13 protein-coding genes are annotated in these 12,368 nt (G+C 68.4%); 5 read left to right on the top strand and 8 right to left on the bottom strand.

Annotated elements, in window-relative coordinates:
- The first annotated feature begins 72 nt into the window (after nucleotides 1-72).
- On the top strand, nucleotides 73-1,218 hold the full coding sequence (locus tag IO30_RS0133170; RefSeq protein WP_237403391.1) for a GDSL-type esterase/lipase family protein: 1,146 nt from the start codon (nucleotides 73-75) through the stop codon (nucleotides 1,216-1,218).
- Between the two features lie 103 nt (nucleotides 1,219-1,321).
- On the opposite strand, the gene IO30_RS0133165 is transcribed toward IO30_RS0133170, so the two are convergent.
- On the bottom strand, nucleotides 1,322-1,708 hold the full coding sequence (locus IO30_RS0133165; protein ID WP_031149261.1) for a VOC family protein: 387 nt from the start codon (nucleotides 1,706-1,708) through the stop codon (nucleotides 1,322-1,324).
- 170 nt (nucleotides 1,709-1,878) lie between these two features.
- On the opposite strand from IO30_RS0133165, the gene IO30_RS0133160 reads away from it, so the two are divergent.
- A complete protein-coding gene (locus IO30_RS0133160; RefSeq protein WP_031149259.1) occupies nucleotides 1,879-2,466 on the top strand; it encodes a 3'-5' exonuclease in 588 nt (195 codons plus the stop codon).
- Between the two features lie 108 nt (nucleotides 2,467-2,574).
- On the opposite strand, the gene IO30_RS0133155 is transcribed toward IO30_RS0133160, so the two are convergent.
- The 7 genes from IO30_RS0133155 to IO30_RS0133125 form a co-directional block, all read right to left on the bottom strand.
- Nucleotides 2,575-3,954: a nucleobase:cation symporter-2 family protein gene (locus tag IO30_RS0133155; RefSeq protein ID WP_107065074.1), complete on the bottom strand. Its 1,380-nt coding sequence runs from the start codon at nucleotides 3,952-3,954 to the stop codon at nucleotides 2,575-2,577.
- A gap of 317 nt (nucleotides 3,955-4,271) precedes the next feature.
- Nucleotides 4,272-5,675: an 8-oxoguanine deaminase gene (locus tag IO30_RS0133150; protein ID WP_031149255.1), complete on the bottom strand. Its 1,404-nt coding sequence runs from the start codon at nucleotides 5,673-5,675 to the stop codon at nucleotides 4,272-4,274.
- Between the two features lie 190 nt (nucleotides 5,676-5,865).
- Complete coding sequence (gene pucL / locus IO30_RS0133145; protein ID WP_031149253.1) at nucleotides 5,866-6,789, bottom strand: factor-independent urate hydroxylase; 924 nt, start codon at nucleotides 6,787-6,789, stop codon at nucleotides 5,866-5,868.
- 1 nt (nucleotide 6,790) lies between these two features.
- Nucleotides 6,791-7,195 (bottom strand): hydroxyisourate hydrolase, encoded by a 405-nt coding sequence (uraH, locus tag IO30_RS0133140; protein ID WP_031149251.1) that lies wholly within the window; start codon nucleotides 7,193-7,195, stop codon nucleotides 6,791-6,793.
- Between the two features lie 2 nt (nucleotides 7,196-7,197).
- The gene (gene uraD / locus IO30_RS0133135) at nucleotides 7,198-7,704 is read right to left on the bottom strand and encodes a 2-oxo-4-hydroxy-4-carboxy-5-ureidoimidazoline decarboxylase (RefSeq protein WP_031149250.1); all 507 of its coding nucleotides are present in this window, start codon (nucleotides 7,702-7,704) and stop codon (nucleotides 7,198-7,200) included.
- Nucleotides 7,705-7,858: 154 nt separating this feature from the next.
- Nucleotides 7,859-8,242 carry a helix-turn-helix domain-containing protein gene (locus IO30_RS0133130; protein WP_031149248.1) on the bottom strand — a complete coding sequence of 128 codons (384 nt, stop codon included), beginning with the start codon at nucleotides 8,240-8,242 and terminating at the stop codon, nucleotides 7,859-7,861.
- Nucleotides 8,239-8,490: a YkoF family thiamine-binding protein gene (locus tag IO30_RS0133125; RefSeq protein ID WP_037895848.1), complete on the bottom strand. Its 252-nt coding sequence runs from the start codon at nucleotides 8,488-8,490 to the stop codon at nucleotides 8,239-8,241. The genes IO30_RS0133130 and IO30_RS0133125 overlap by 4 nt, the downstream gene beginning before the upstream one ends.
- Nucleotides 8,491-8,615: 125 nt before the next feature.
- Here IO30_RS0133125 and IO30_RS0133120 point away from each other — a divergent pair, with 125 nt between their 5' ends.
- The 3 genes from IO30_RS0133120 (at nucleotide 8,616) to IO30_RS0133110 (ending at nucleotide 12,104) form a co-directional block, all read left to right on the top strand.
- Nucleotides 8,616-9,449 (top strand): TIM barrel protein, encoded by an 834-nt coding sequence (locus IO30_RS0133120; protein ID WP_031149244.1) that lies wholly within the window; start codon nucleotides 8,616-8,618, stop codon nucleotides 9,447-9,449.
- A gap of 75 nt (nucleotides 9,450-9,524) precedes the next feature.
- Nucleotides 9,525-10,415, top strand: a complete 891-nt coding sequence (locus IO30_RS0133115; RefSeq protein ID WP_031149242.1) for a 2-hydroxy-3-oxopropionate reductase — start codon at nucleotides 9,525-9,527, stop codon at nucleotides 10,413-10,415.
- Nucleotides 10,416-10,646: 231 nt separating this feature from the next.
- Entirely contained in the window at nucleotides 10,647-12,104 is a 1,458-nt protein-coding gene (locus IO30_RS0133110; RefSeq protein ID WP_031149240.1) for a catalase, read from the top strand.
- The last annotated feature ends 264 nt before the right edge of the window (nucleotides 12,105-12,368 follow it).

Genomic DNA, 12,368 nt, shown 5'->3' with positions numbered 1-12,368 from the left:
CGCGTGGCCGAACGCAGGAGTTCCGCAGTGATCGGATCCCGCACCGCCCTCAGGAAGAAGCCCGCCAGTCGAGTGCGACGACTGACCGCCGTCGGCCTGGCCCTCCCGCTCGCGTTCACCGCCCTGCTCACGGCCGGGGCCGGAACCGCTGCCGCGGGCCCCGGCACCGGCCCCACCGCCGTCGTCTCGCTGGGCGACAGCTACATCTCCGGCGAGGCCGGCCGATGGAAGGGCAACAGCCTGACCAACACCGGCAACCGGCTCGGCACCGACCGGGCCTGGGTCAGCGGCAGCACGTACGACCCGGCGAAGGTATACGGCGCCACGGCCGGCGGCTGCCACCGGTCCGACTCGGCCGAGGTGCGCAGCGCGGGCCCGATCGCCGACGTGGCGGTCAACCTGGCCTGTTCCGGGGCCACCGCGGAGAACGTGTTCCGGGCCTCGAACGGCGGCGTGGCCTACAAGGGCGAGGCCCCGCAGGCCGACCAGCTGGCCGCCGTGGCCGCCTCCCACGACGTCAAGCTGATCGCGCTGTCGGTCGGCGGCAACGACCTGGGCTTCGCCGACATCATCAAGGACTGCGCGTACGACTTCATCATCTGGAACTCGTACTGCTACGACGACCAGCAGTCCGGCGTCGACCAGAAGATCGACGGGGTCATGGCCAAGGTCGGCAAGTCCGTGGACGAGATCCGGGCCGTGATGCGCGGGGCCGGGTACGCCGACTCCTCATACCGGATCGTGCTCCAGTCCTACCCCTCGCCGATCCCGCGCGGCGCGGAGAACCGCTACACGCAGAGCGACTGGAGCCGGCTCAACACCGGCGGCTGTCCGTTCTGGAACCGGGACTCGGACTGGGCCCGCGACTCGCTCGTGCCGCAGCTCGCGAACCGGCTCAAGGGGGTCGCCGCCGCCAAGGGCGTGCAGTTCCTGGACCTGCGGGACATGATGCAGGGCCGTGAGGTGTGCGCGAAGGCCAGCAGCCTGGTCAGCTCCACGAAGCCGGCGTCGGCGAAGACCAGCGAGTGGGCCCGCTGGATCGACAGCAGCGAGACGCAGGGGCTGATCCAGGAGTCCATGCACCCGAACCACTTCGGCCAGCTGGCCGCGGGCCGGTGCCTGGCCCTGGTCGCCGCGCAGCCGGCCACCTCGGGCTTCTCCTGCAAGAACACCGCGGGCGCCGACCAGACGGGCATGTTCCTCAGCCCGGTCTCCTAGACCGTCTCCCGCACGGTACGTCGCGGCACGGCACGGCCCCTCTTCCCGGGCCCGCCGTGCCGTCGGCGCGCGGGACCCCGCCGGGGTGCCCGCGAGAGGCCGGTCAGCCGGATTCGTCGAGCACGGACAGCACGTTGCCCGCCGGGTCCTTGAACCAGGCGATGGTGGGCCCGCCGCCCGCACCGCGCACGATGCCCTTGTCGTCCGCCTCGAACCCCTCGTAGCGCTCCATGGTGACGCCGCGCGCGGTGAGTTCGTCCACGGCCCGGTCCACGTCGTCCACGGGGAAGTTCAGGACGGTGAAGCCCGCCGGCTCATGGTTGTCCTTCGGGTAGACCAGGACCGTGGCGTCACCCGCGAGGTGCAGGGCCAGGTGGCCCATGGTGCCCTCCTCCGAGACGCGCAGCCCGAGGGTCGAACCGTAGAACTCCTTCGCCTTGTCCAGGTCGTCGACCGAGAACCCGCTGAATGCCTTGCTGTCTGCGAACATGGCTGTTCCTTCGATGGGGCCCGTGCCACTCGTACTTCCCATCGTCCCCCCGCGCCCGTCGGCCGTCGATTCCGCACCACGCGCCCGGTCCGCACGGCTACGCGACGTAGCCGGCGCAGCCACCGGAAATCCGGGTGAGCGGCGCCGCACCGGCTGGCATGCTCGGGCGCATGGCAACCCGTACCGCACGTCCCAGTCTCTACATCTCCGTCGACGTCGAGGCCGACGGGCCCATCCCGGGGCCGTACTCGATGATCAGCTTCGGGGCGGCGGTCGCGGGGCGGCAGGACGGCGCGGTGTACACCGCCGCCGATCCCGAACAGCTCACCTTCTACCGGGAGTTGCGCCCCATCAGCGAGGAGTTCGTGCCGCAGGCGCTGGCCGTGAGCGGGCTGGACCGCGACCGGCTGCTGAAGGAGGGAACCGAACCGGGCGCGGCCATGGCCGAGTTCAGGACCTGGGTGCGGGAGGTCTCCGCGGGGGCGCAGCCGGTGATGTGCGGCTACCCGGCCTCCTTCGACTGGACCTTCCTGTACTGGTACTTGATGCGGTTCGGCGCCGACAGCCCCTTCGGCCACTCCGGCTGCCTGGACATGAAGACGCTCTACGCGACGAAGGCGCGGGTCCCGCTGCGCGCCGCCGTCAAGGGCCGGATGCCGCGCGAGCTCCTCTCCCGCCGTCCCCACACGCACCACGCCCTGGACGACGCGGTCGAACAGGCCGAGCTGATGAGCAACCTGATGCTCTGGCAGCCGTAGGCCGGCCCGCCCGGCCCGTACCGCGGTGGACGCACCGCACGGCGGCGCGTACGCCACACCCGCAGTGGGTGGCGTGCGCGCCGCCGTGGGGTCCGGCCGGGCCGGATGTCAGTGCACCGGCACCGGTTCCGGGGCGGCCGAGGCCGCGCCCTTGCCCGCGCCGAGGTGGTTGAAGGCCAGGTTCAGCAGGATGGCCACCACGCAGCCGGTGCTGATGCCGGAGTCGAGGACGACCAGCAGGTCCTTGGGGAAGGCGTGGTAGAAGTCGGGCGCGGCGATCGGGATCAGGCCGATGCCGACCGCGGCGGCGACGATCAGGGCGTTCTCGCCCTTCTCCATGGCCGCGCCGGCCAGGGTCTGGATGCCGCTGGCGGCGACCGACCCGAAGAGCACGATCCCGGCGCCGCCGAGGACCGGCAGCGGGACCACGCCGATGACGGAGGCCGCGATCGGGCACAGGCCCAGCAGGATCAGGATGCCGCCGCCCGCGGCGACCACGAAGCGGCTGCGCACCTTGGTCATGGCGACCAGGCCGATGTTCTGGGCGAAGGCGCTGCACATGAAGCCGTTGAACAGCGGGCTGATCGCGCTGCCGAGGGTGTCGGCGCGCAGGCCGCCCTCGATGGTCTTGGCGTCCGCCGGACGTCCGACGATCTTGCCGAGCGCGAGGATGTCGGCGGTGGACTCGGTCATGCAGACGAGCATGACGATGCACATGGAGATGATCGCGGCGACCTGGAACTGCGGGGCGCCGAAGTGGAACGGGGTCGGGAAGCCGACGACGGAGGCGTTCTTGACGGCGTCGAAGCTGGTCATGCCGAGCGGCAGGGCGATGAGCGTGCCCGCGACCAGGCCGAGCAGGATGGCTATCTGCTGGAGGAAGCCGCGCAGGAACTTGCGCATCAGCAGGACGATGACCAGGGTGGCGGCGGCCATGCCGATGTTCTTCATCGAGCCGTAGTCGGCGGCGGTGCTGTTCCCGCCCTGGGACCAGTTGAAGGCCACCGGCAGCAGGGACACACCGATCAGGGTGATGACCGTGCCCGTCACGACCGGTGGGAAGAACCGGACGAGTTTGCCGAAGTAGGGGGCGGCGAAGAAGCCGAGGACCCCGGCGACGATGATCGCGCCGAAGATGATGGGGATGGCATTGTCCCCCTCCCCCTTGCCGATGGCGATCATCGGGGTCACGCCGGCGAAGGAGACGCCGTTGACGAAGGGGAGTTTGGCGCCGATCTTCCAGAACCCGAGGGTCTGGAGGAGGGTGGCGAGGCCGGCGGTGAAGAGCGAGGCGCCCATCAGGAAGGCGGTCTCGGTGGCGGAGAGACCGACGGCAGGGCCGACGATCATGGGCGGGGCGACGACACCCGCGTACATGGCGGCCACGTGCTGGAGACCGCTGGTGAACATCTTGAGCGGAGGCAAGGTCTCGTCGACCGGGTGCTTCCCCTCCGGTACTGCGACTGCATCTTTGCGAAACCTGGGCATGGCGGCCACGGCTTCCTCCGGTCGGTTAAACACGTCGGCAGGGACGTGGGTGTCTTGGAGGTGGTACGAAAGCTGTGCGAGTCGAGCCTTTGTTCAGTTGTGGGTGGTGCGACTACGTGTCCCAAGGGGTGCAGAAACGATTCGCCCAAAACCGTTCCGCGCCGGTCGTCCTGTGTGGAGAAGCCGGTGGCAGGTTCACCGCCCCCGGGGGCGCCCTCGGATTGCCTCGGGCGCTTCCCGGGAACAGCTGCCGCGGACCCCGCTCGGGTCCGCGGCGACCGGCCGGGGGCCGTCCCCCCCGGCCGGACGGTGTGGACTCAGCCCTGCGCGGTGATCCGCGCGAGGCGCTGAGCCTCTTCCCGCGTGGACACGGCGATGGCGTCCTCGTCGGCGAAGAGGAGTCGGTTGTTCTCGACGATCTGCTTGCCGTTGACGAACGAGGCCGTCACGGGGGCCGCGGCACCGAAGACCAGCGCGGTGACCGGGTCGGCGATCGAGGAGTGCAGGAAGGTGCTCAGGTTCCACAGCACGAAGTCGGCGCACTTGCCGACCTCCAGCGAACCGATGTTGTCGGCGCGGCCGAGGACCTGGGCGCCGCCGTAGGTGCCGAGGCGCAGGGCCTGGCGCGCGTTGAGGGCGCGCTCGCGGTGGACCGGGTTCAGGCGGTTGATCAGCAGCGCGTTGCGCAGCTCGGTGTGCAGCTCACCGGACTCGTTGGAGGCGGTGCCGTCCACGCCGAGGCCGACCGGTACGCCGGCGGCCAGCATGTCCGGTACGCGGGCGATGCCGGCGGCCAGGCGGGCGTTGGAGGACGGGCAGTGCGCGACACCGGTCTTGGTGCGGGCGAACGCGGCGATGTCGGAGTCGTTCATGTGGACGCTGTGCGCCATCCACACGTCCTCGCCGAGCCAGCCGGTCGACTCGAAGTAGTCGGTCGGGCCCATGCCGAACAGTTCCTTGCAGAACTGCTCTTCCTCGACGGTCTCGGAGCCGTGCGTGTGCATGCGCACACCCAGGCGACGGGCCAGCTCGGCGCCCTGCTTCAGCAGCTCGGTGGAGACCGAGAAGGGGGAGCACGGGGCGACGGCGACCTGGGTCATCGCGTCGAAGGAGGCGTCGTGGTACTTCTTCACGGTCGCCTCGGTGTCGGCGAGCGCACCCTCAAGGGTCTCGACGGCGTGGTCCGGCGGCAGGCCGCCGTCCTTCTCGCTGCGGTCCATCGAGCCGCGGGCGAGGGTGAAGCGGACGCCCATCTCGGAGGCGGCGCGGATGATCGAGCCGGAGAGGTCGCCGGAGCCCTTGGGGTACACGTAGTGGTGGTCCATCGCGGTGGTGACACCACCGCGGGCCATCGCGGCCAGGGAGCCCTGGGCGGCCGTGTACGTCATCTGCTCGTCGATGCGCGCCCACGTCGGGTACAGCGCGACGAGCCAGTTGAAGAGGTTGTGGTCGGTGGCCAGACCACGCGTGATCCACTGGTAGAAGTGGTGGTGCGTGTTGACCAGGCCGGGGGTGACGAGGTGACCCGTGCCGTCGATCCGGCGGACCACGTTCTCGAGGTTCTCGGGGGCTTTGCCCGCACCGATCGACTCGATCTTGTTGCCGGCGACGACCACGTGGCCCGAGGCGTACTCGGTGTCGTTGGCGTCTACGGTCGCGATCGCACAGTTCTCGATGACGATGCGCTCGACCGCGCTGTCAAGGGCTGCCGATGCTGCCATGGGACTTCCTCGTGCTTTCAGTGGCGGTGCGGGCACGGCAAGGCCCAGGAGATTTGAGTGCCGGAGCCGGGGGCCTTGACAGCTGACAGTACTGCCGCCCCGTGTGATGCGTCCGGGTGCCGATTCAGGAAGCTGAAGGGTGTCGCGCCGTCCCGGGGCCACTGCGGAGCCCCGGGACGCGCGTGCCGCGTCAGAGGTTGGTCATGTCCACGGGGATACGGGCGTCTACGCCGTCCCGGAGAACAGTGGCCTCGATCAGACCGTACGGGCGGTCCGCGGCGAAGTACACCTCGTTGTCGTTCTTGAGGCCGAAGGGCTCAAGGTCCACGAGGAAGTGGTGCTTGTTCGGGAGCGAGAAGCGGACCTCGTCGATCTCCGAACGGTGGTTGATGATGCGCGAACCCATCTGGTACAGGGTCTGCTGCAGCGAGAGGGAGTAGGTCTCCGCGAAGGCCTGCAGCATGTGCTTGCGGGTCTCGGCGTAGGACTTCTCCCAGTTGGGCATCCGCTGCTCGTCGTCCGACCAGTTGAAGCGCCAGCGGGCCGACACCTGGGTGGCCAGGATGCGGTCGTAGGCCTCCTTCAGCGTCGTGTACTTGTCCTTCACGTAACCCCAGAACTCGGAGTTCGTGGAGTTCATGACGACGAGGTCCTTGAGGCCGGAGATGACCTCCCAGTTCTTGCCGTCGTACGTGATCTGGGTGACGCGGGTCTCCATGCCCTCACGGACGAAGGAGTGGTTCACCTCGTCGGAGCCGATGAACTTGGAGTTGGCGTCCGAGGTGGCGATCCGGGACCAGGAGTACTCCTCGATCCGGATGCGCGCCTTCTGGATCGGCTCCTGGCTGTTCACGAACCAGCGCGCCAGGTGGATGCCGAACTGCTCGGCGGACTCGATGCCGTATTCCTTGGCGAAGGCGTACACCGTGTTCTTGGTGGTGTCCGTCGGCAGGACGTTGGCGTTCGAGCCGGAGTAGTGGACGTCGTCCATGTCGCCGGAGAGGGCGACCGAGACGTTCAGGTCCTTGATGTGGTGGGTGTCGCCGTCCCGCGTGATCTTGACGACGCGGTTCTCTGCTTTGCCGTACTGGTTCTGGCCCAGAATCGTGGCCATGCTAGCTCCCTCGGTAAACGGAGTAGCCGAACGGGTTGAGCAGCAGCGGTACGTGGTAATGCTCGCCGGGAGTGACCGCAAAGGTGATCGTCACTTCCGGAAAAAACGCACCGCTGTCCCTTACGCGGGGGGCGTCCTGCTGCGCCTCGGCTTGCTTCTTGGAACTGTGCTTATTGAAGAAGTACGTCTCGGTCTCGAAGTCGAGACGTACGTGGGTGGTTCCCTCCGGCAGGGCCGGCAGGTCCTTGCAGCGCCCGTCCGCATCGGTGGCGGAGCCGCCCAGGGCCGCCCACTCGCCGTCCAGGCCCGTACGGGCCGAAAGGGAGATGGCGACGCCTTCGGCGGGCTTGCCGATGCTGGTGTCCAGGATGTGCGTGGACACCGACGCGGTGGTTTCGGTGCTCATGGTCACTCTCCTTCTACGAGTCGGGTCAGGCGGATCTTGTTGATCTTGACGAGCTCGCCGCGGGCGATTTCCCGCTCCTGCTCCGGCGAGTTGTCGATCCGGACCTTGACCGCGTCCCGCATGAACTCACCGGTCGCACCGGTGGCACAGATGAGGAAGACGTGGCCGAACTTGTCCTGGTAGGCCAGGTTCAGTTCGAGGAGTTCGCTCTTGAGCTCCTCCGAGGCACCGGCCATGCCGCGCTGCTCGCGGGCGGAGGTCGGGTCTCCCGGCTTCGGCCGGCCGATCGGCGCATGGCCTCCCATGGCCTCGCCCAGGTCCTCCGCGGTGAGCTCCGCCATGGCGGCCTCGTTCGCGGCGAACAGGGAATCGGCTGTGGCGAAGGGGCGCTGGGCGAGCAGTTTGCTCCCCCATGCCGAACTGGCGCACACCTCGTGCAGCTCGGCCGTGGCCGCGCTGTCGTCCAAGGCGTTGAACCGGGTGAGACCCGGGGTCGGACTCGAAGTCACGGTAGGCCTCCGTGGCCTGTTGTTGCTTTGACGGGCTGCGCATAGCTAACGCCCTCGACAACACGGCGTCAACACTTTGTTGAAACTTCCCGTACACAAAAGCCGCCGCCCGGGTGAATTGGGCGGCGGCTCGTGACTTTGGGTGACGCTGCGTTCACCCTTGGCTGTTCTTATTGGGGTTTTCCCTGTTCAAGTAGTTGTAGACCGTGAAACGGCTTACGCCCAGGGCGCCCGCGACCGTCTCCACACCATGCCGGACGGAGAAGGCGCCTCGCGCCTCGAGTATCCGCACGACGTCCTGCTTGGACTTCCGGTCGAGCTGGGCCAACGGTACGCCGTGCCGGCGCTCCAGGGCCGCCAGGATGTGGTCCAGCGAGTCCGAGAGCTGGGGCAGGCGCACCGCCAGCAGCTCCTGGCCCTCCCAGCTGAGCACGACGTCGTCGGGCTGCGCCAGGGCCGGATCCATGAGCTCGCCGCCCATCGCGTCCACCAGGGGCTTGACTGCGGTGACGAAGGGGTGGTCGCGGGGCTCGGTCACGGCGTCTCCTCCCCGACCACGTTGACCTGGAGGGAGACCCGGGTCGCCCCGGCCTCCAGGGAGTCGCGCAGCAGCGCGGCCACCGCGGCCAGCACCTGGCCGGACTCGCCTTCGGCCGTATTGCCGAACGGGCCGACGTCCACCGCGTCCAGCTGGGCCTTCTGGATGACCTCGCGAGCGGCCACGGCATGGGCAGGGGCCTCTTCGAGATCGAAGGGCTCGGTCGTGAACTCCACTCTCAATCGCACGCGGTCAAGCTACCCCGCGGTCGTCATTTTTCGAGAGTCCGCACTTGACATCTGCGACGAGCCCGATGCAGTCTTCCATCAAGCAGAAACTAACTTCCGCAATACGGAAGGAGCGCACACCCCTCATGGGATACACGGACCAGCGCTTCGATGTAAACCTTTCGATCCTCTTCACGGAACTCCCGCTCCTGGAGCGCCCCGCGGCTGCCGCCGCGGCGGGCTTCACCGCGGTCGAGCTGTGGTGGCCCTGGATCGAGACCCCCACCCCCGCCCAGGCGGAGCTCGACGCCCTCAAGAAGGCTCTTGAGGACGCCGGCACCCAGCTGGTGGGTCTGAACTTCTACGCCGGCCAGCTGCCGGGCCCGGACCGCGGTGCGGTATCGGTTCCCGGTGAGGAGTCGGAGCGCTTCAACGCCAACATCAACGTGGCCGCGGACTTCGCGGCCTCGGTCGGCTGCAAGGCGCTGAACGCCCTCTACGGCAACCGGGTCGACGGCGTCGACCCGGCCGTGCAGGACGAGCTCGCGCTGAAGAACCTGGTCGTGGCGGCTCAGGCCGCGGACCGCGTCGGCGCGATCCTCCTGATCGAGACCCTGAACAAGCCCGAGTCGCCGCTCTACCCGCTGGTGAGCGCCCCGGCCGGCATCGAGGTAGTGGACAAGGTCAACGAGGCCACCGGTCTCGGCAACGCCAAGTTCCTGCTCGACCTGTACCACCTGGCGATGAACGATGAGGACCTCTCCGAGGTCATCGAAAAGTACGCCGCCAAGACCGGGCACGTCCAGATCGCCGACAAGCCGGGACGCGGTGCCCCCGGCACCGGCGAGCTGCCCCTCGAGGCACTGCTCGACCAGCTGAAGAAGGCCGGATACGAGGGCTACGTAGGCCTCGAGTACAAGGCCGCCGACGCCGCCGCGTCCTTCGCGTGGCTGCCGGCCGAGGCCCGCGCCGCCAAGTAGGCGGACAAAGTCCAGGCGATCAGCCAGGCACGTCACGAACTTTTCGTACAAAGCATTAAGAGAAGGACCCTCATCATGAGCAACCTCCCCAAGATCGCCTGGATCGGTCTCGGAATCATGGGCTCCCCCATGGCCGAGAACCTCCTGAAGGCCGGCTACCCGGTCACCGGCTTCACGCTGGAGCAGGACAAGCTGGAGCGCCTCGCCGCCGCCGGCGGCACCGCGGCCGGCTCGATCGCCGAGGCCGTCAAGGACGCGGACGTCGTCATCACGATGGTGCCCGCCTCCCCGCAGGTCGAGGCCATCTCCTACGGTGAGAACGGCATCCTCGAGAACGCGAAGTCCGGCGCGCTGATCATCGACATGTCGTCGATCACCCCGCAGACCTCGATCGACCTCGCGAAGAACGCCGCCGAGAAGGGCATCCGCGTCATCGACGCCCCGGTGTCCGGCGGCGAGGCCGGCGCCATCGAGGCCGTCCTGTCGATCATGGTGGGTGGCGAGCAGGCCGACTTCGACGAGGCCCTGCCGGTCCTCGAGGCCCTCGGCAAGACCATCGTGCTCTGCGGCCCGCACGGCTCCGGCCAGACGGTGAAGGCTGCCAACCAGCTCATCGTCGCGGTGAACATCCAGGCGTGCGCCGAGGCCGTCGTCTTCCTCGAGAAGTCCGGCGTGAACCTCCAGGCCGCTCTGGACGTCCTCAACGGCGGTCTGGCCGGCTCCACGGTCCTGACCCGCAAGAAGGACAACTTCCTGAACCGCGACTTCAAGCCCGGTTTCCGGATCGACCTGCACCACAAGGACATGGGCATCGTCACCGACGCCGCCCGCAACGTCGGTGCGGCCCTGCCCGTCGGCGCGGTCGTCGCCCAGCTGGTCGCCTCGCTGCGCGCCCAGGGTGACGGTGGCCTGGACCACTCCGCGCTGCTGCGCGCGGTCGAGCGCCTCTCCGGCGACCAGGTCTGATCCGCCTCCGGGGCCCACGGGCCCCGGACCTCCCCGCGAGGGGACCTGAGTTTCCGGATGGCGCCGGTGCTGACACCTGTCCTGTCGCGCCCAAGTGCCGGCGCCGTCCGGATCACCTCTCTCCCACATCTTTGTTCAACAAACTGTTGACGTCGCGTTCACGCCGAAATTAGGCTGTTCCGCATGACGGAAGACGCCTTCCGTCAGCAGTTACCCGTACGGAAGGTCACCATGTCGAAGCGCACGCTGACGACCGAGTCCGGCGCCCCGGTCGCCGACAATCAGAACTCTGCCACCGCCGGCGTCGGTGGCCCGCTCCTGGTCCAGGACCAGCAGCTCCTCGAGAAGCTTGCCCGCTTCAACCGCGAGCGCATCCCGGAGCGCGTGGTGCACGCCCGCGGTTCGGCCGCGTACGGCCACTTCGAGGTGACGGACGACGTCACCGCGTACACCAGCGCCGCGTTCCTGAACACGGTCGGCAAGAAGACCGAGACCTTCCTGCGGTTCTCCACCGTCGCCGACTCCCTCGGCGGCGCGGACGCGGTCCGCGACCCGCGCGGTTTCGCGCTGAAGTTCTACACCGAAGAGGGCAACTACGACCTCGTCGGCAACAACACCCCGGTGTTCTTCATCAAGGACCCGATCAAGTTCCCCGACTTCATCCACTCCCAGAAGCGCGACCCCTTCACGGGCAAGCAGGAGCCGGACAACGTCTGGGACTTCTGGGCGCACGCCCCCGAGGCCACGCACCAGATCACCTGGCTCATGGGTGACCGCGGTATACCGGCGTCGTACCGTCACATGAACGGCTACGGCTCCCACACGTACCAGTGGACCAACGCCCAGGGCGAGGCCTTCTTCGTCAAGTACCACTTCAAGACGAACCAGGGCATCCGCTGCCTCTCGGGCGAGCAGGCCGCCGAGCTCGTCGGCTCGGACGCGAACTCGCACCAGACCGACCTGCTGCAGGCGATCGAGCGCGGTGTGAACCCGAGCTGGACCCTCTACGTCCAGATCATGCCCGCCGCCGAGGCCGCGGACTACCGCTTCAACCCGTTCGACCTCACCAAGGTGTGGCCGCACAGCGACTACCCGCTGCAGCGCGTGGGCCGCCTGGTCCTCGACCGCAACCCGGACAACGTCTTCGCCGAGGTCGAGCAGTCCGCCTTCTCCCCGAACAACTTCGTCCCGGGCATCACCGCCTCGCCGGACAAGATGCTCCAGGGCCGTCTGTTCGCGTACGCCGACGCCCAGCGCTACCGCCTCGGTGTGAACCACACCCTGCTGCCGGTCAACGCCCCGAAGGCCACGAAGGCCGAGAACTACGGCCGCGACGGCGTCATGGCGCTGCGCAACGGCTCGCGCCACGACAAGAACTACGAGCCCAACTCGTACCAGGGTCCGGCCGAGACCGGTCTGGCGCTCGGCGCCCCGAAGGCCGTCTCCGGCTACACGGGCACCCACGAGGCCCCGGCCCACAACAAGGACGACGACTTCTTCCAGGCCGGTGAGCTCTACCGCCTGATGTCGGAGGCCGAGAAGCAGCGTCTGGTGGCGAACATCGCCGGCGGCCTGTCTCAGGTCACCCTCGAGGACGTCATCGAGAAGAACCTGGCTCACTTCCACGCCGCCGACGCCGACTACGGCAAGCGCGTCGAGGAGGCCGTCCGCGCCCTGCGCGACGCCTGAGCCGCACAGCTGTACCGGGGACCTGACGGGAGGTCAGGTCCCGGGTGCTGAGCCCGAGCCGTGGACCCGGATGAGGGGTGGTACGCGGTGAGGGCAGGACGAGGACCGTGGCGGGCGTGCGAGCCAGTGCGGTGGTAATGGGTTCCGAGGCCCGTCTCTTGACCTGAGGGAGACGACGCCGGAGTTCTCGTCGCCGACCGCCACGGTCCCAGCCACTCCTCTCCCGTACAGGGGCGACGCACAGAGCCCCCTGTACGGACCGGA

The sequence above is a fragment of the Streptomyces xanthophaeus genome, assembly GCF_000725805.1.
Lineage (GTDB): Bacteria > Actinomycetota > Actinomycetes > Streptomycetales > Streptomycetaceae > Streptomyces > Streptomyces xanthophaeus.
Note: the sequence above shows the minus strand (reverse complement) of the source record. Positions and strands in the feature narration are given on the sequence as shown.

Excerpts from the sequence above, each read along its gene's own strand:
- IO30_RS0133165 (WP_031149261.1), bottom strand. The coding sequence starts at position 1,708 with ATGTTCGCAGACAGCAAGGCATTCAGCGGGTTCTCGGTCGACGACCTG.
- IO30_RS0133160 (WP_031149259.1), top strand. The coding sequence starts at position 1,879 with ATGGCAACCCGTACCGCACGTCCCAGTCTCTACATCTCCGTCGACGTC.
- IO30_RS0133155 (WP_107065074.1), bottom strand. The coding sequence starts at position 3,954 with ATGCCCAGGTTTCGCAAAGATGCAGTCGCAGTACCGGAGGGGAAGCAC.
- IO30_RS0133150 (WP_031149255.1), bottom strand. The coding sequence starts at position 5,675 with ATGGCAGCATCGGCAGCCCTTGACAGCGCGGTCGAGCGCATCGTCATC.
- pucL (WP_031149253.1), bottom strand. The coding sequence starts at position 6,789 with ATGGCCACGATTCTGGGCCAGAACCAGTACGGCAAAGCAGAGAACCGC.
- uraH (WP_031149251.1), bottom strand. The coding sequence starts at position 7,195 with ATGAGCACCGAAACCACCGCGTCGGTGTCCACGCACATCCTGGACACC.
- IO30_RS0133120 (WP_031149244.1), top strand. The coding sequence starts at position 8,616 with ATGGGATACACGGACCAGCGCTTCGATGTAAACCTTTCGATCCTCTTC.
- IO30_RS0133115 (WP_031149242.1), top strand. The coding sequence starts at position 9,525 with ATGAGCAACCTCCCCAAGATCGCCTGGATCGGTCTCGGAATCATGGGC.
- IO30_RS0133110 (WP_031149240.1), top strand. The coding sequence starts at position 10,647 with ATGTCGAAGCGCACGCTGACGACCGAGTCCGGCGCCCCGGTCGCCGAC.